The sequence below is a fragment of the Asaia bogorensis genome, from assembly GCF_900465345.1.
GTDB lineage: Bacteria > Pseudomonadota > Alphaproteobacteria > Acetobacterales > Acetobacteraceae > Asaia > Asaia bogorensis_A.
In genome coordinates, this window is record NZ_UEGO01000013.1 from 1 (window position 1) to 16,986 (window position 16,986).

The following is a 16,986-nucleotide window of genomic DNA, read 5'->3' on the forward strand; positions in this document are numbered from 1 at the left end:
GCGCCGGGACGACGAGAACGACGCACAGGATACCGCTGCGCCGACGATCCGGGTTGAGGCGGAAGCGCCTTCCAAGCTCGACGCGCTTGAGCATGACGATGATGGGGTAGTTCTGGAGGAAACAGGTGGATTGGAAGAGGCCGCAGCATGAGCATCCTCTTTTTCGATACCGAAACCACAGGCCTGCCGAATTATGGCCTCCCCACCAATCACGAGGACCAGCCGCATGTCGTTCAGCTTGCGGCCATCCTGACGGATGAGCGAGGCGAAGAGCAGGCGCAGTTGAGCGTCATCATCAAGCCTGACGGCTGGGTGATCCCCGAAGGTGCAGCCAAGGTGCATGGCATCACGACAGAGAAGGCGAGCCGATACGGTATCCGCGAGGTAGTGGCCGCCGGAGCGATGTATGATCTGTGCTGCGCTGCCGACACGATCGTAGCGCACAACATCAAGTTTGACCGGCAGATTGTCGGCACGATGTTTGCGCGCGCTGGGCGAGGCTGGAAGCTGCCCGAGCGGCAGGCCTGCACGATGATGAACGCGGCACCGATCGTGAACCTGCCTCCGACCGAGCGGATGATTGCTGCAGGGTATGGCGACAAGCCCAAAGCGCCGAGCCTGGCCGAGTGCATCCGCCATTTCTATGGCGAAGAACTGGATGGCGCCCATGACGCGCTTGTCGATGTTCGGGCCTGCAAGCGGATCTATTTCGAGATGCTCGAACAGGTGCCCGCATGAGCGACTTCCTACGCCGCCTCGCGTCCTGGTGGCGCGACGGGACAACGGGCCACGGCTGGAGGTGGAGGCGATGACCCACCCCGGCGACGAGGAAATATCGGACCGCCTGACGAGAGAGCAGGCGGCACAGGATACAATACGCGACCGGATAGCGGCGCAGGGACAAGCGCAGGAGGCCGTGAAGGGCCGGAGCGCAGGGGAACAAAGAACATGACCAACGCAGCAATGATCACGCTTCTTCGTATTCGTGAATGGGGAGCGTGCAGTGATGGGCGCGACTGGTTCCAGGAGAAATTCCCGCAGGGCGGTGACTACGGTGCCGTTATGACCGCCCTCCACGAAGATCGCCGCTTCGAAGAGATATCGTGGCTAACGGCCAAGGCGTTTTCTGAGGCTGTAAATGTATCCGCATTAGTGCGAAGCGAAATCGCTGCGGTGCAGTCCGTAACGCGGGATAAAGACGAACGCGGAGCCTACGCTCGGATCGGAAGCAGCGGAGCCTACGCGCAGATCGGAAGCAGCGGAGCCTACGCGCAGATCGGGAGTAGCGGAGACGACGCTTGGATTGGGAGCAGCGGATACATCGCACGGATTGGGAGTAGCGGAGACGATGCCCGGATCGGTAGCAGCGGATACTATGCCCGGATCGGGAGCAGCGGAGCCTGCGCCCAGATCACATGCGAGGGGAAGGACGCGGTTGTTGCGTCCGCAGGACTTGGGGCGATCGTCGCTCTTGGTGAAGGCGGCTGCGCCTCTCTCGCCTGGCATGATGGAAAACGCACTCGGTTCACCCAACTGTATGTCGGTGAAAATGGGATCGAGGCGGGCGTTGTGTATCGACTGAACGAAGCCGGGAAACCCGTTCGTGTCAATGCGGAGGGCTGAGGCATGAGCCACGAACAGAAGCAGGAGAGCGCGGAGTTTCGGACGCGGGAGGCTCATAGGCGGAGCTTTGCGCAGGCGTGGCAAGATGAGGGGATGGGCCAGTTATATGCAGAGGCGTTGGCTGATGCGGAACTGTCCGAAGCCGAGGCCCGAGGCGCGGCAGAGCAGCGCCGGAAGGATGCGGAGTTATCGAAGGCGCAGCTTTTTTGCCTACGTGAAAAGGAAGCCGCTGACCGGACGCCACAACGTGAGGACGTGCGGCAATGGCAGGAAGATCAAAAGCAATTCTTCCTGCCCTCGCTGATTGAGGTCGTCACTGAATATGCTGAGTGGCGAGACAAGAAGGATGCGGTCGAGGTTGCATATTACATCGACCATCGCCCTGGCTCTGCATGTGCGCCCTACGCGGTTCGCAAATTAGAGCAGTGCGCCTTTCCCGAGCGGGCAGAGCCAGTCTATGGCCGCCCCACCAACGTCGCCGCATTTACGGCTGACGCGATTGCCCGCGCTTTCTCCAAGTTGCCCGGTCGCACGTCTCTGGACGATGAGGAAGGCGTGATGACGACAACGGTCACGGTGGAGGAGTTGAGCTCAATCATATCGTCAGAATGGAACGCTCATGCGGCCATTCTCGAGGATCGGGTGAAGGAATTGGAGGGAGCTTTGAAAGAAGCCGCATACGCGCTCGAGCGGGTAAAGGACGGGGAGCGCGGCGGATACAATGCCCGCAACGGTAAGTTTGTCTCTCTCCAGATGAGTGACGGTGAACGCGCTGATATCATCCACAGCGAGGTCACAGAGGATTGCGAGCACGCTCTCGAAACGTTGCGTGCAGCCATCCGCGAGGGAGGCGAGCATGACTGACCCCACCCCCTTCAACCGCCTCCTGGGCGAGCGGGTGCGGCGGCTGGTCGAGAAAGACGGGCGCTCAATGGAGGCCATCTCCTTCGCCGCCGGTATGGGGCCGCATACGGTCAGCCGGATCGTGCGCGGCCATGTTGTGAAGGTCGAGACGCTGCTTGCGATCCTGCACGAGGTGGAGGCCACGGGAGAGGATCTGAGCGCGATCTATGCTGACTTTGTGGAGCATCGGAAGGAGAGGGCGGATGGGTGAGGGAATGCCACGGCTGCTAACCGTCAAGAAAGCAGCCTCCGAGATCGACGTTTGTCCTGAGACGGTTCGCCGGGCCATCCGGGCTGGAAAGCTCGCAGCCTATCGCAGGCCCGGCGGATACCGCGTGTCAACAACTGACCTTCAAGCCTATATGGACACCTACCATTGCCCCGCATCAGAAATGATAAGCCCCACCTGGAATTACGTCGCGGCAAATGGGCGATCGTCTGGTGGGAAGAAGGACAGAGAAAACGACTTTCGACTGGCACAGAGGACGAGAAACGCGCTCGTCAAGCGCTAGCGGACTTCGAGGGAGCGCTGGAAAAGGCGCCCCTCAAGATGGCTGTGTCTGAGTGTTTGTCTCGATATGTCGAAAGCAGAAGGGGTAAGGTATCAGCACTGAAGCGTCTTGAAGAAGCCACCGTGCCACTCGAAGAGGCAATGGGCCATCTCCGCATTGACCAGATCGACCAGAAGCGTTGGGACGCGTTCGCCGCAGGTCGGTGCAAGAAACGTGGAGAGGCAAATGTCCCGATCTCACCCGGAACACTGCGCCGTGAGTTTAACGTCTTGCGGGCTGCGCTGCGCCGGGCATGGAAAGACGGTTATCTCGTAAGACCACCCGAGATCGAGCCGCCACGTGACAGCGCCCCGCGTGACCAATTCCTGACCAAGGAGGAAGCCCGACGCTTGATAGACGCTGCGCAGACCCCGCATGTTCGGCTGTTCATGGCCTTGGCCATCTACACCGGTGCGCGCAAAGGCTCGATTCTGGCGCTCACCTGGGACCGGGTCCATTGGACCACGAACATGATCGACTTTCAGGAACCGGGCCGCGCCTTGACGCGCAAGCGCCGAGCAACCGTACCGATGACCAAGGCCCTACGTGAGGAGATGGAAGCTGCATTCGAAGAGCGGAATGGCGACTATGTTGTGAACTGGCATGGCAAGCCGATCCCGACCGGGCTGCGCTGGTCCTTCAACAAGGCTTGCGAAAGGGCAGGGCTGACATGGAAGCCAACACCCCATCACCTGAAGCACTCTCTGGCGTCATGGTTCGCGATGGACGGCGTGCCGATTGATCAAACGTCTGACTGGCTTGCCACCGATCCGCAGACATTACGCCGCGTCTATCGGAAGTTCGACCCGTCATACCTGAAGAATATTGCGGAGGGCTTTAAGCTGTAGTGGTCCATGTGGACCGCTACCATGCCTGTGGATAACAGAGAAAACTCAATGTTAACAATGGCGTCCCATAGGGGATTCGAACCCCTGTTGCCGCCGTGAGAGGGCGGTGTCCTAGGCCTCTAGACGAATGGGACGAGGCGAGGTGCGTTCTATGATACCGAACGGAACCCCGCAAGAGGAAAAATGCACATCTAGCGAACTAATTTCGCGCTGAGCTTCTCGCCGGCCAAAAGATGGACATGATAATGCGGCACTTCCTGCCCCGCATCGCCGCCAGCGTTACTGATCAAACGATACCCCGTCTCGGTGACATCAAGTGCTTCTGCGACTTTCGAGATTGCCCGAGCAAAACCGGCAATCTCCGCAATGGATGCATGCAAGCCGAAATCCTGTGCACTGACGTATTGTCCCTTGGGAATAATCAGCGCATGGACGGGGGCTTGTGGCGCGATATCCGGGAAGGCGAGGGCAAAGTCATCTTCGTAGATGGGCTTGACCGGAATCTCCCCACGCAAGATCTTCGCGAAGATGTTTTGCGGGTCGTATGGAAGGCGCAGATCGACAGCCATCGGTCAGACTCTTGGCTCGACGGGGCGCGAGGCCTTTTCCTCAACACCGCTCATAGCCTCCCGGCGGCGTAACTCCTGCCATACGTCATGCGGCGTCACGCCAGCGTCCACCCACATCACAATGAGATGGTAGAGCACATCCGCACTTTCACTGACGAGCTCTGATGGCTTGCCGGCGACCGCCTCGATAAGACACTCGACAGCTTCTTCACCAAATTTCTGGGCAATCTTCTTGCGGCCACGCGAAAGAAGTCGAGCCGAATGGCTCAGCGACGGATCAGTACCTCGACGGGATTCAACAGTTGAAAACAGACGATCAAGAACCTGTGCGTCGATCGGGGTCAAATCAGCCTCGGGCTTCTTGACGGCGTTTTTCTTGCCCTGCGCTTTCTTCGTGCTCTCACTCTTGGGCGCAGCGTTCTTGACGCCCTTCTTTCCGGCGCCTCCTTCTGTCTTGCGGGTCGTCCGTTTTGTGGCAAGCGCCATGATCGTCATCCGTCTGAAAACGAGGTGAAAAGAATGCGTTAGTTGGCTGGCCTCACAGGCAGTCCCGCAGCTTCAAGCGCTGCCTTGACCCCCGCTATACCAAATGTGCCAAAATGGAAGACGCTGGCCGCCAGAAGGCCGCTCGCTCCGGCCTTGGCGCCTTCCACAAAGTGCTCGAGCTCTCCCACGCCACCGGATGCGACGACCGGTATGGTGATCTTGCCGCAAACCTCACGCAGGAGGTCAAGGTCGAAACCCTTGCCTGTTCCATCGCGGTCCATGCTTGTCAGCAAAATCTCACCCGCACCCCGCGCCTGCGCCTCCTGCGCCCAGGCGACCGCATCTATACCAGTCGGCTCTCTGCCGCCCTTGGTATAAACTTCCCAACCGCCTTTGCCATTGGAACGCGCATCAATCGCGACCACAACACATTGGCTACCGAACCGATTGGCTGACTCATTGATGAGGTCCGGGTTCAAGACTGCTGCCGAGTTCACGGCACATTTGTCGGCACCGGCAAGGAGCAGTTTGCGCATATCCTCAGGCGCACGCACACCACCACCAACAGTCAGGGGCAAGAAGACACGCTCGGCGGTGCGACGGACCACATCGTAAATCGTGTCGCGGTTCTCGACACTTGCCGTGATGTCCAGAAAAGTCAGTTCATCGGCCCCTGCCGCGTCATAGACAACGGCCTGCTCCACCGGATCGCCTGCATCACGCAGCGATACGAAATTGACGCCCTTGACCACGCGGCCATCTTTGACGTCGAGGCAGGGGATAACCCTCAGCTTCAGCATGTGGCCCCCTCGACAATGCTGAGCGCTTCCCCAAGCGATATACGCCCGTCATAAAGCGCGCGCCCTACAATCACGCCCTCAAGCCCCGGAACCTCCTGGGCAATCGCACGGAAATCACGCAGATGCTGCGCTGAACCTACGCCGCCGCTGGCAATGACAGGGATGGACAATACGCGCGCCAGATCAGCCGTCTGTTCCAGGTCCAGCCCTTCAAGCATGCCGTCGCGTGTAATCTCGGTGAAGATCACGGCAGACACGCCAGCATCCTGCATGCGCAGGGCGAGATCGCGCGCATTGAGCTCGGAGACTTCGGCCCACCCTTCGGTCGCGACGCGTCCCTGACGCGCATCAATGCCCGCGACAATCCGCCCTGGAAAAGCCTTGCAGGCCTCGCGCACGAGCTCGGGATTCTTCACTGCAACCGAACCAAGAATGACCCGATCCAGCCCGGCTTCCAGCCAACGCGTGATGCCCGCCATATCACGAATGCCACCACCAAGCTGCACTGGCAGATCAGTCGCAGCGATAATCGCCTCTACCGCGGCACCGTTTGCCGATTTCCCGGCGAAGGCCCCATTGAGATCGACCACATGCAGGCGCGAACACCCGGCGTCGGCGAAAGAACGCGCCTGTGCAGCGGGATTATCGGAATAGACGGTGGCGTCGTCCATCTCGCCGCGTCGGAGGCGTACGCAGGCGCCGTCCTTCAGATCGATGGCCGGATAGAGGGTGAGGGCACGATGGGGGGTGCTGTCCGTACTGGCCAAGATATGATCCTTCCCGGAATGTTTCTTGTATTTCGCGCCACTACCTTCGGGAGAGAGGGGCAGGGTCATGAAGACGCCCCGCACCACCCCGTCATGATTGCGGGCATAAAGGGGGTGCGTGCCCCAAGGCTCGAAACCAAGCGAGCGGAACATGGACAACGCAGAGGCCTGTGTCTCCGGAACCTCGCAGTTCAGCACGCGGCAACCCAGCGCTCTGGCGGCCGCAATTACGGCATCGGCCAGGACATAGCCCAGCCCACGACCACGCATATAGGGTGCTACGAAATAGCCCCTGATCTGTGCCGTCTGCGCCTGAGCCTCATTATTGCGTGAAGGCCGCACAAGCTGCGCGCAACCCTGTATCTGCCCCGTTTCATCGCGCACCACGAAAAAACGGGTTTCCGGCACGAGCAGGAGCCCGCTGAAATAGCGCTCAAGTACGGCGCGCCCGGGCGGCGTGAGCCAGCCTAGACCGCCCCCGTCAATGATCGCCGCCGTCGTGATCTCGCACAGGGCGGCCATATCACTGTCATCGATGCGCGACAGGCGCTCGGCGATACGGGTCACGGCATCCAGCTCAGAAAATTCGCCATGATTGTCAGTCCAGTCTTCTGGCTCTTCTCGACATGGAATTGAGTCCCACATCGGTTGTCCCGCGCGACGATTGCCGGCACGGCGCCGCCGTAGCTTGCAGTGGCGACGATGTCAGCCGGGTTCCATCCTGTCAGGGCATAGGAGTGCACGAAATAACCATGGTCGCCCTGTTCCAGACCCGCAGTCAGCCTGTGGGCGCCGGATTCGAACTCCAGAACGTTCCAGCCCATGTGTGGCAGACAGAGCCCCGCCTCAAGCGCGAACTCCATTTTTGCGATACTGCCCTCTATCCAGCCGAGCCCCGGCGTGCGTCCATGCTCAAGACCCCATTCTGCCATAAGCTGCATGCCCACACAGATGCCCAGAAAAGGCGTGCCGCGATCCGTCGCCTCAACCAGTGCTTCGCGAAGGCCACCCCGCAGCCCGGAGGCGCAGTGAGCAAACGCACCCTGTCCGGGCAGGATGATGTGGTCAGCCTTCAGAACAGTTTCAGGGTCGGCCGATATCTGCACCTCGGCGTCCAGCCCGCGTTCCGCAACGACGTGGCGCGCCGTTTGTGCTGCTGAGGCCAGATTTCCACCATCGTAATCTATGACTACAACGCGTCTCATGAGGCAGCGCGATCCTTGTCCATCAGCCTGAGTCGAGCCTCATCAGCCGAGCGCCCCATCCAGAGCCCGTTGCTGGCATAGCCCTTGAGCCGGGCCTCCCAGCCAATCACTTCGGCCCCGAATACTGCCAACACTAGATTGAAGACCCATGAAAGCAGCAGCCCGGCACCCCCGCCATAACGCAAGAGAACCACGCTGATCAGCGCCGTCAGGGCGAAGGCAATCCAGCGTCTGCTGGCCAGCAATGCGAGCGGACCGAAAACGAGCAGGGACCAGTGAAAACCGTGCTTGACCATGATCGGCTCAACATTGCCGTCGGTGCGATAGGCAAGATAGTCGTTCACAAGACCCCCTTCGTCGATGGAATCATGCCAAGCGCTCGCGGATCATGCGCAACCGCCATTCGCAGGGCGCGGGCAAATGCCTTGAATCCGCTCTCTGCAATATGATGAGCGTTGCGCCCGGCCTTGCAGGTCACATGAAGCGCAATCGACGATGCCATGGCAAAGGCGCGATAGAATTCCTCGAACAGATCCGTATCCATCTCGCCGATACGCTCGCGCTCGAAGGTTACATTCCAGGCAAGGTAGGGCCGGCCCGAGATATCCACGACCACCTCGCACAGCGCCTCATCCAGCGGTACCAGCGCGTGTCCGAAGCGGGTGATGCCCTTCTTGTCACCCAGCGCTTGGGCAAAGGCCTTGCCAAGGGCGATGCCAATATCCTCGACGGTATGATGGCCATCTACATGAAGGTCACCGTGACAGCGCACATCGAGGTCGAATCCGCCATGCTTGGCGAGCGCGGTCAACATATGGTCGAAAAACCCTATGCCGCTATCGAGTTCGGCCTGCCCGCTGCCATCAAGATTGATCGCAACGGAGATATCGGTCTCACCGGTCTTGCGGTGGATGCGGGACTGTCGGGCGTCTGTCATGTTTCCCTCCATAAACTATTCGACGCGAATACGCGATGGCCTCTTGGCGAGCACGCGGGAACTTGCCATCTATCCAGCATGAGCAGCTCTCCCGCATCATCCCCCGCCCTTGATGTCCTGCTATCCAGGGCCTCGACCGATCACCTGAGCGCGCCCGCTCCCGACAAGGAGCAGATCGCCCGCATCCTCTCTGCCGGACTGCGAGCGCCGGATCATGGGAAGATGCGGCCCTGGCGTTACATCGTGATCAAGGGCAAGCATCGCGCAGAGTTTGCCGAGCAGGTCGTCAAGGCCATGAGCGCAGCCGACCCCGAGGTGCCGCAAAAGAAGATCGACAAGCGCCGTCAGCGTTTCGGCGAGATGCCCATGACCATAGCCCTCGTCATGGACATCGACTCCCGCGGCAAGATTCCCGTCTCGGAGCAGGAACTGTCGATCGGTGCAGGGGCCATGAACGTGCTGAATGCGCTTCATGCCGAGGGTTTCGGCGGCTTCTGGGTATCGAGCGACTTTGCTGAGCAGCCTTGTTTCCGTGAGGCTCTGGGCCTTCGGGATTCCCAGCGCCTCGCAGGGTTCCTTTTCGTGGGCACGCCGGACAAACCCGTCCATGGCAGCAAACGCCCTGACATTGCCGAGTATATGGCGTTCTGGAAGGGCGAACCCGTGAGCTTCGAGGCGGACAAGTGACGCGCACAGGCTCAACGCTCGGTTTCGATATCACGATTGCCGGGGCCGGCCCGGCAGGGCTGGCCTGCGCGCTCTCTCTTGCCGAGAGCGGTTGGCGCGTCGGCGTTATCGATCCGGCACCCGATGCGGTCCTCAGCGCACCGTCGTTCGATGGTCGTGAGATCGCCCTGACCCATCACTCGCGCAGCTGGCTGCAGACGCATGATGTCTGGCGTCACATCCCGTCCGAGTGTGTTTCGCCCTTGAAAACTGCCCGCATTGAAACCGGCCAGGAAGCGCCGGATCATCCCTCGGGGGCTTTGCTGTTTCGGGCACCGGCGGGGCAGGATCTCGGCGACGCGACTGAGGCGCTGGGTTATCTCGTTCCCAATCACGCGATCCGCACCGCGCTGCATCGCGCGGTTCAGGAGCAGGGCAAGGTATCGATCCTGTCGGGTCGCTCTGTTGCCAGAAGCGCCGGCACCAGCGATGTCGCGACGGTCTTGCTTGATGATGGCAGTCTCATTGAAAGCGCTCTTCTGGTCGCAGCGGATGGACGGTTCTCACGCATCAGACAATCTCGCGGGATTGGCGCAATCGTGCATGATTTTGGCAAGGTCATCATGGTCTGCCGCATGCGCCACCCCGAGCCGCATGACGGCGTGGCGCTGCAGTGGTTCGATGAAGGGCAGACAATTGCCCTCCTACCGGTAGCAGATGACGATCAGCCCGGTCATTTGTCATCACTCGTGCTGACCCTTGACCCTGGCGAAATTGCGGCGCTCAAGCAGCTCGATAAAGCTGCCTTTGATGAGGACATCACGCGCAGGACACAAGGGCGACTGGGCCCGATGAGCCTGGAAAGCGCGCGCTGTACCTACCCCCTCAAGACCGTTTTCGCCCATCGCTTTCAGGCCCCGCGCCTTGCCTTGATCGGTGATGCCGCTGTGGGCATGCATCCGATTACAGCCCATGGCTTCAATCTTGGGCTCAAAGGCCAGAGTATCCTGAGTGAGGAAATCGCCTTGGGTGATGCCGATCCGGGCGCTGCTGATGTGCTGCGACGCTTCGAGCGCCGTCTTCGACGGGCCACGGCACCCTTGTTTGCCGCAACAAATGGTATTGCCTCACTGTACACTCATGACGCCAAACCTGTTCTGGCGTTGCGCAGGGCGGGGCTGGCGCTTGCCGAGCGTCTGACACCGTTCAAATCACTCGTCACAGGTTTCTTGATGGACCGTGACCATGCAGCCTGACCCGTCTTCTACGAAGGCGTAGGGCGATTGGTAAAACAAGGGGGCGGGAGATTGATCTCCCGCCCCCTTTTCCGCTTCAAAGCCGATCGCTGTGACCTCAGGCTGGCTTGCCGAGCTCAACCCCGGCTTCCTGCAACACGCGGTAAGCATCCAGCATGATGGCATTGGTTACGCCCCCAACATCGCGCACCGAGGCGACTTTCGCGGAAAGCGCGAGCGTTATACCGGTATCGGTAATTGCCGAGATGGCCACGCCGGGTGCCGGGTTCTGAAGGATATCTTCGCGGTTGGTCATCATGTCCATCAACGCCGCCTGAGCCTTTGTCGCATCGGCACGCGGAGAAATCGTGACGGTTGCGGAAGCGGCGCTCAGCGCTGTACCGAGCGTCGCATTGCGAACGGCAGAGGTGATGAACTGCGAGTTCGGGACAATCATGGTCGAGCCGTCACCCAGCCCGATCTCGGTCGAACGAACACTGATGCGTTTGACATCCCCCTTGATGGAACCAAGTTCAATCAGGTCACCGACGCGGATCGGCCGCTCCGCCAACAGGATCACGCCTGAAACGAAGTTCTGCACAATGGCCTGAAGGCCAAAGCCGATACCGACAGACAGGGCGCTCACGACCCAGGTCAAATTCTTGACCGTCACACCGGCTTCCGAGAGCACCATCAGGAAGACCGCGATCCATGCAACATATTTGAAGATGTTGAGGATGGACGTGCGGGCGCCGATATCGAGATTGGTCGTGGGGAAGAGCCGTGCCTCGAGCCACTGACTGAAGGCACCGATGGCGTAATAGGACACGACGAGTATGACCAGACAGAGCACGGCGGTATTCAGTGAGAACTGCACGCCGTTGATGGTCTGGCCGACGAAAAGTCCGCGGACATTATCAGCTATTACCGGCACATCGAGTTTGCCTTGCGACAGGCAGACGGCAACGAAAACGATAATCAGCCCGATATTCACGGCACCGGAAAGAATCACCCCGAACTGGGCCACACGGTTGGAATGAACCCCAAGGCGTGAGAGGCGCCGGGATATAACCGACCCCACAGAAAAGGTGCGAGCGGTGAATTCTTTCACGGCAATCGAGAGGAGAAGCAGGGTCAGCAAGCTGACCGAAAGCGTCAGCGCCCAGATCGCCACGGCGAAGGCGAAAGCCAGATAGCCGAGGGCGATGGCAGCCCAACTGACGAGAAGCACTAACCAGGCCATGCCATAAAACGCAGGCGCCATCCGGGCATCCGTACGCCCCGTCAGCTTACGGCACAGACCGACAAAAAGAAGGCTCACGACGATGGTGAACAGGGCCTCAATCAGGCGCCGGGCCGTGGTCGGGAACGCGTTTTCCTCACCAACGATGAGAAAGAGGGTCTGCAGGAGCACGAGGACTGCAGCACCCCAATCCACACCCCATAAGGCGCGTGTTACGTGCTGGGAGACACCGTCGACGGCTGTAGCGCGGCTGAGTGCGGGCAGACCAGCCCCGAGGATAAAGCCGCAAAGGGGCATGATACCAGCAAGACCGGCGACAAAAAGAGGACTACGCCCGGCCCCCAGAGAGAGAACACCTGAAGTGATCTCCCAAAGCACAAACATGAGAAGTCCGCAGGCCAGCCCGCTCAGCGCAACCGGAATGAAAGATTGATGACTCTCTGGAAGCGGCTCGCCGGTAAAGCGCTGGGCTATGTTGCTCTCGACGCCACGAAACAGTCGGTAGATCGGGCGTGAAAGCAGGGCCGTCAGGACGAAGACCCCGACAAGAGCGCCCAGCATCCAGGGCCAGTTATATAGCACCCCGGCATAACCGTTATTGAGCGGCGGTGCGAAAGTCAGTTTGAGTTCCGGCCCCTCATCGCGCAGATCACGCCAGAACGAGAGGGTAAGCGGAGACGCAATACGCTCCGACAGGAGCGCTTGCTGGCTCACACTGCCGCGACGTTGAACCTCCAGTTGCACCTGTTTCGCCTGCAAACCCAGCAGCTTGCCCTGAGTGACGGTGGATTTGATATCCTGCAGCACGGATTGCAGATGCGCGCGCTGCGCAACGATTGCCTGGCTCTCACCATCCGCTTTCGCGCCGATGATCTCAAGGTAGCTCTGATATACCGTCTGATAGGAGGTTGCCTGAGTCTGGATGGACTGGGCGACAGTCGTGATGTCGTCAATCTGGTCGGACAGATCCGAGAGCGTCTCGCTGCCAAGCACGATATCGGTGCGGTTCAGCTGACCGTATATATATTTGAGCCGACCCTGCGCCGTCGTGATTTGCCGGTTGAGCGTAGCGGATACGGTCGTCCAGCCATAGCCATCAGCGGCCGATGGGACCAGCGGTGGCGCAACCGGCGCGCTATCCCCCGGTGCAGCCAGAGCCGGAAAAGTCGATACCGAAAGGGCAAAGACAAGGAAGAGCCCGTAGAGGATTTGCAGGGCCGACCGCCTTTTCAAAGCAAACATTTCGATGATCGCCTCCAGTGTTTGTTCGGAATGATGAGGATGCAAACGGTCGGGGGGGCATTACGTTCGCATCCAGAGTTTACCGGCGGCTCAGCCTCGTGATGACTTTAGGTCGCCAACCGACTCATAGCCCTCACGGGAGAGCTCCTGCAGCAGCTCTCTCTTGATGCGCTGCACCAGATAGGGACCGTGATAGATCAGGGCGCTATAAACCTGCACCATATCGGCACCAGCCCGCAGACGTTCAAAAACGTCAAAACCACTTTCAATGCCGCCGCAGGAAATCACGGCGATACGGCCCCCAACCAGTGGCACAATGCGATGAAGCATCCCCACCGCCAGCTGCGCCAGAGGGCGGCCCGACAATCCACCGGTCTCATGCGCAAAACCAGATCGCAGGGAAGGGGGGCGACTGATCGTGGTATTATTCACGATGATGCCCGCCGCCCCGCCTTCGATAGCTGCCTCGACAATTTCCGGCAGCGCGTCAGGGTCGAGATCAGGCGCCAGCTTGACAACAAGGGGCGGGTGCTCCGCATTGTGACGCTTTACGGCCTTGAGAATGTCGAGGAGCGTGCCTGCGCTCTGTAGGTCACGCAATCCCGGCGTGTTTGGGGAAGAAAGATTGATGGTGATGTAATCTGCCAGAGGAGCGACGCGCGAGACGAGATAGGGATAATCTTCCAGAGGGCGGGCGCCGAGCTTGTTGATGCCCAGATTGGCCCCGACCGGCACCGCCCTAAGGGCAGCATTGCGCCCCGCTTGCAGGACGCGGAACCGTTCAAGCCGCTGGACAAAGGCGTCAATGCCATCGCCGTTGAAGCCCATGCGGTTGATGATTGCCCGATCTTCAGTCAGACGAAAAAGACGCGGCTTGGGGTTGCCCTCCTGCGGGCGCGGCGTCACGGTCCCACATTCGACATGACCAAAACCCATGCGGGCCAGAGCAAGCGGGGCGCGGGCATTCTTGTCAAATCCCGCGGCAAGGCCGATCGGATTGGGAAAACGCAGCCCCATACAGCGAGTAGCCAGCGCCGGCACATCCTTCGCGGCGCTCGGCCCAAGACCCAGAGCAAGCGCCTCAATGGCCGCCTCATGCGCCGTCTCCGGGTCGAGGCCGTGGAACATCCGGGTCGAGAGTGTGGATAGAAACGCGCGCGCCATGACATATCCTGCAGGTAATTTCTGTGGGCCTCTCTATAACGTGGTGACAGGACGGGTCGACCCCTTTCCAGGTTGATTTGCCTCGCCACTCACAAAACCCGATGTCGCCACCCAACCCGTTTCCTGCGCTGGCGCAGTATTCGGACAGGGGTATCCCTGACTGCCTGAAAACGAGCAAAACGTGACCGGAAGATGCGATGGACCGTGGAAAGGCCGGGCACGACCTGTTATGCGAAGCGCCACGCCACCCAATCGGGCACAATATGGAGACAGCATCATGTGGGATGAACCCTATCTCGAAACGTGCTGTCGCTCGACGCTGCATCGTGTGCTTCTTTGCGAGGGCATAGGGCGTCCGCAGGATTTGCGCGACCAGCCTTGTCTGGAACGCCTGCAGGAAATGGGCTTTGTGACTCTCGGCGACGACGGGCGCTTCCACATCACGCCAGCGGGCATGAATCGCCATGATCAGGAAATAGGGCAACTCAAGCCAATGAGCGCCCGGGCTTCCCATGTACGCGCCTGACGGGCTACGCGAGGGCTATCAACCCACCCGGACAATCTTGCAGGGGTCTTGATCCTGCATCGTTAATTCGATTGACAGTGCGTGCCTAACCACGCAATGCTCCCATCCATACCAGGGGGGGCCTCGACAAGAGGCTGAGAGGCTGATGGCGGGATTTCCGCAGCGCAGCGACCCTTTCGCCCCGGCATGTGGGCGAAGAACCTGATCCGGTTCGTACCGGCGTAGGGATTGGTGTGAGCGGCCCGGTCACCCTACACGCGACTTCCGTTCACTCTGCTCTTGCGCTGTCGGACATAACTCCACGCCGCAAGGGGAGACATGATGGACGACTCAACGCTTCATTCCACCAAGGTCAATACGCTCGATCGCGCACCCGCGCATGGCACGGTAACAACCGGTCCCATCTCGGGCTCGCGCAAAATCATCTCGAGCCCGGCTGACCGGCCGGATATCACCGTGCCATTTCGCGAGATTGATCTCGAACCTACCGCGAACGAACCCGCGGTAAGGGTTTACGATACATCCGGCCCCTATACCGCCCCCGGCTATCATGCCGATGTATCCCTTGGTCTACCCCGACTGCGCGACCATTGGCTGTCGCGCCGTGGCCTCACGAAAGTGACCGAAACCCGCGCGATCAAGCCCGAGGATAACGGCTTCGCCAAGGGTGATCATGCGGTGCCCCAATGCCCGGCCCCCCACAGCGTTCTGTGCGGGCAGGATGGCCACCCTGTGACCCAATACGAGTTCGCCCGTGCAGGGATCATCACGGAGGAGATGATTTTCGTCGCCCATCGTGAAAATCTCGGGCGCGCCGAAATGGTCGAGGGTGCCGAGGCACGCCGCGCCGATGGAGAGGATTTCGGTGCTGAGATCCCGAGCTTCATCACCCCAGAATTCGTACGCTCGGAAATTGCAGCCGGTCGCGCAATCATCCCTGCCAACATCAACCATCCTGAACTTGAGCCCATGATCATCGGGCGCAACTTTCTGGTGAAGATCAACGCCAATATCGGCAATTCGGCAGTGACCTCCTCCGCTGCCGAGGAGGTTGAAAAACTGGTCTGGTCCATACGCTGGGGCGCCGATACGGTGATGGATCTCTCAACCGGTCGCAATATTCACAATATCCGCGACTGGATCCTCCGCAACTCGCCCGTGCCGATCGGGACCGTGCCGCTCTATCAGGCGCTTGAGAAAGTGGGCGGCGTCGCCGAAGACCTGACCTGGGAAATCTATCGCGACACCCTGATCGAACAGGCAGAGCAGGGGGTGGATTACTTCACCATCCATGCAGGCGTCCGCATCGCCCATGTGCCGCTCACGGCGCAACGCACCACAGGTATCGTCTCACGCGGCGGGTCGATCATGGCCGCATGGTGCCTCGCACATCACTGCGAGAATTTCCTGTACGAACATTTCGACGAGATCTGCGACATCATGCGTCGCTACGACATCTCGTTCTCGCTGGGCGACGGGCTGCGCCCTGGCTCAATCGCCGATGCAAACGACGCGGCCCAGTTTGCCGAGCTCGAAACGCTCGGCGAACTCGCTCGTATCGCCTGGGCGAAGGGATGTCAGGTCATGATCGAAGGGCCGGGCCATGTCCCCATGCACAAGATCAAGATCAACATGACCAAACAGCTGCGCGAATGTGGCGAAGCCCCTTTCTATACGCTTGGACCACTCACCACCGATATTGCCCCCGGCTATGACCACATCACCTCAGGCATCGGCGCAGCGATGATTGGTTGGTATGGTTGCGCCATGCTCTGTTATGTCACGCCAAAAGAGCATCTCGGGCTGCCAGACCGGTCCGACGTCAAGGTGGGGGTTATCACCTACAAGATCGCCGCCCATGCCGCTGACCTCGCAAAGGGGCACCCTGCCGCCCAGATCCGTGATGATGCCATCTCGCGTGCACGTTTCGAATTCCGGTGGCAGGACCAGTTCAATCTGGCGCTCGACCCGGATACTGCGCGGTCCTATCACGACGAGACCCTGCCGAAAGAGGCGCACAAGACTGCCCATTTCTGCTCGATGTGCGGGCCCAAATTCTGCTCAATGAAGATCAGTCATGACATCCGGCGCAATGCCGAACGTGAGCAGGGCATGGAAGACATGAAAGAGAGCTTCAAGGCCCATGGCGGGAAGCTTTATCTGAGGACAGACGAGGTCGAGCCAGCCTGACCCCCGGAAGTTCGGCGGTCCTCCCAAGGCC

General features: G+C 60.0%; 19 protein-coding genes and 1 tRNA gene. 10 read left to right on the forward strand and 10 right to left on the reverse strand.

Annotated elements, in window-relative coordinates; genetic code table 11:
* Positions 1-147: 147 nt before the first annotated feature.
* The 6 genes from ED655_RS07310 to ED655_RS07340 all read left to right on the forward strand — a co-directional run bounded on the left by ED655_RS07310 (position 148) and on the right by ED655_RS07340 (position 3,925).
* A complete protein-coding gene (locus tag ED655_RS07310; RefSeq protein WP_122049606.1) occupies positions 148-738 on the forward strand; it encodes a 3'-5' exonuclease in 591 nt (196 codons plus the stop codon).
* Between the two features lie 210 nt (positions 739-948).
* Entirely contained in the window at positions 949-1,623 is a 675-nt protein-coding gene (locus ED655_RS07320; protein ID WP_162993427.1) for a YdhT family protein, read from the forward strand.
* A gap of 3 nt (positions 1,624-1,626) precedes the next feature.
* Positions 1,627-2,487 carry a hypothetical protein gene (locus ED655_RS07325; RefSeq protein WP_122049609.1) on the forward strand — a complete coding sequence of 287 codons (861 nt, stop codon included), beginning with the start codon at positions 1,627-1,629 and terminating at the stop codon, positions 2,485-2,487.
* Positions 2,480-2,737 carry a helix-turn-helix domain-containing protein gene (locus tag ED655_RS07330; RefSeq protein WP_122049610.1) on the forward strand — a complete coding sequence of 86 codons (258 nt, stop codon included), beginning with the start codon at positions 2,480-2,482 and terminating at the stop codon, positions 2,735-2,737. The genes ED655_RS07325 and ED655_RS07330 overlap by 8 nt, the downstream gene beginning before the upstream one ends.
* A 4-nt stretch (positions 2,738-2,741) precedes the next feature.
* Positions 2,742-3,038, forward strand: a complete 297-nt coding sequence (locus ED655_RS16055; protein ID WP_408735661.1) for a helix-turn-helix domain-containing protein — start codon at positions 2,742-2,744, stop codon at positions 3,036-3,038.
* A 122-nt stretch (positions 3,039-3,160) separates the two neighbouring features.
* Positions 3,161-3,925, forward strand: a complete 765-nt coding sequence (locus ED655_RS07340; RefSeq protein ID WP_162993429.1) for a tyrosine-type recombinase/integrase — start codon at positions 3,161-3,163, stop codon at positions 3,923-3,925.
* A gap of 58 nt (positions 3,926-3,983) precedes the next feature.
* Here the strand turns inward: ED655_RS07340 and ED655_RS07345 are convergent.
* The 8 genes from ED655_RS07345 to hisB all read right to left on the reverse strand — a co-directional run bounded on the left by ED655_RS07345 (position 3,984) and on the right by hisB (position 8,689).
* Positions 3,984-4,059, reverse strand: a tRNA-Glu gene (locus ED655_RS07345).
* A gap of 57 nt (positions 4,060-4,116) precedes the next feature.
* Complete coding sequence (locus ED655_RS07350) at positions 4,117-4,494, reverse strand: HIT domain-containing protein (RefSeq protein ID WP_122049613.1); 378 nt, start codon at positions 4,492-4,494, stop codon at positions 4,117-4,119.
* Between the two features lie 3 nt (positions 4,495-4,497).
* Positions 4,498-4,980 carry a phosphoribosyl-ATP diphosphatase gene (locus ED655_RS07355; RefSeq protein ID WP_122049614.1) on the reverse strand — a complete coding sequence of 161 codons (483 nt, stop codon included), beginning with the start codon at positions 4,978-4,980 and terminating at the stop codon, positions 4,498-4,500.
* Between the two features lie 38 nt (positions 4,981-5,018).
* Positions 5,019-5,780 carry an imidazole glycerol phosphate synthase subunit HisF gene (hisF, locus tag ED655_RS07360; RefSeq protein WP_122049615.1) on the reverse strand — a complete coding sequence of 254 codons (762 nt, stop codon included), beginning with the start codon at positions 5,778-5,780 and terminating at the stop codon, positions 5,019-5,021.
* Positions 5,774-7,069 carry a 1-(5-phosphoribosyl)-5-[(5-phosphoribosylamino)methylideneamino]imidazole-4-carboxamide isomerase gene (hisA, locus tag ED655_RS07365; RefSeq protein ID WP_240993564.1) on the reverse strand — a complete coding sequence of 432 codons (1,296 nt, stop codon included), beginning with the start codon at positions 7,067-7,069 and terminating at the stop codon, positions 5,774-5,776. The genes hisF and hisA overlap by 7 nt, the downstream gene beginning before the upstream one ends.
* Before the next feature lie 41 nt (positions 7,070-7,110).
* Complete coding sequence (gene hisH / locus ED655_RS07370; protein ID WP_122049617.1) at positions 7,111-7,752, reverse strand: imidazole glycerol phosphate synthase subunit HisH; 642 nt, start codon at positions 7,750-7,752, stop codon at positions 7,111-7,113.
* The gene (locus ED655_RS07375; RefSeq protein ID WP_122049618.1) at positions 7,749-8,096 is read right to left on the reverse strand and encodes a hypothetical protein; all 348 of its coding nucleotides are present in this window, start codon (positions 8,094-8,096) and stop codon (positions 7,749-7,751) included. The genes hisH and ED655_RS07375 overlap by 4 nt, the downstream gene beginning before the upstream one ends.
* Positions 8,093-8,689, reverse strand: a complete 597-nt coding sequence (gene hisB, locus ED655_RS07380; RefSeq protein ID WP_062165762.1) for an imidazoleglycerol-phosphate dehydratase HisB — start codon at positions 8,687-8,689, stop codon at positions 8,093-8,095. Before hisB ends, ED655_RS07375 begins: the two co-directional genes overlap by 4 nt.
* 78 nt (positions 8,690-8,767) lie before the next feature.
* Here hisB and ED655_RS07385 point away from each other — a divergent pair, with 78 nt between their 5' ends.
* Positions 8,768-9,376, forward strand: coding sequence for a nitroreductase family protein (locus ED655_RS07385; protein ID WP_062164548.1), 609 nt, complete (start codon positions 8,768-8,770; stop codon positions 9,374-9,376).
* Entirely contained in the window at positions 9,373-10,611 is a 1,239-nt protein-coding gene (gene ubiM, locus ED655_RS07390; RefSeq protein ID WP_122049619.1) for a 5-demethoxyubiquinol-8 5-hydroxylase UbiM, read from the forward strand. Before ED655_RS07385 ends, ubiM begins: the two co-directional genes overlap by 4 nt.
* A 97-nt stretch (positions 10,612-10,708) precedes the next feature.
* Here the strand turns inward: ubiM and ED655_RS07395 are convergent, their stop codons facing one another.
* Both ED655_RS07395 and ED655_RS07400 read right to left on the reverse strand, forming a co-directional pair.
* Positions 10,709-13,075, reverse strand: coding sequence for a mechanosensitive ion channel domain-containing protein (locus ED655_RS07395; RefSeq protein ID WP_162993430.1), 2,367 nt, complete (start codon positions 13,073-13,075; stop codon positions 10,709-10,711).
* A 90-nt stretch (positions 13,076-13,165) separates the two neighbouring features.
* A complete protein-coding gene (locus ED655_RS07400) occupies positions 13,166-14,239 on the reverse strand; it encodes a quinone-dependent dihydroorotate dehydrogenase (protein ID WP_122049621.1) in 1,074 nt (357 codons plus the stop codon).
* A gap of 277 nt (positions 14,240-14,516) precedes the next feature.
* Here ED655_RS07400 and ED655_RS07405 point away from each other — a divergent pair, with 277 nt between their 5' ends.
* Both ED655_RS07405 and thiC read left to right on the forward strand, forming a co-directional pair.
* A complete protein-coding gene (locus tag ED655_RS07405) occupies positions 14,517-14,765 on the forward strand; it encodes a hypothetical protein (RefSeq protein WP_023977247.1) in 249 nt (82 codons plus the stop codon).
* Between the two features lie 318 nt (positions 14,766-15,083).
* Positions 15,084-16,955, forward strand: coding sequence for a phosphomethylpyrimidine synthase ThiC (thiC, locus tag ED655_RS07410; protein WP_240993556.1), 1,872 nt, complete (start codon positions 15,084-15,086; stop codon positions 16,953-16,955).
* The last annotated feature ends 31 nt before the right edge of the window (positions 16,956-16,986 follow it).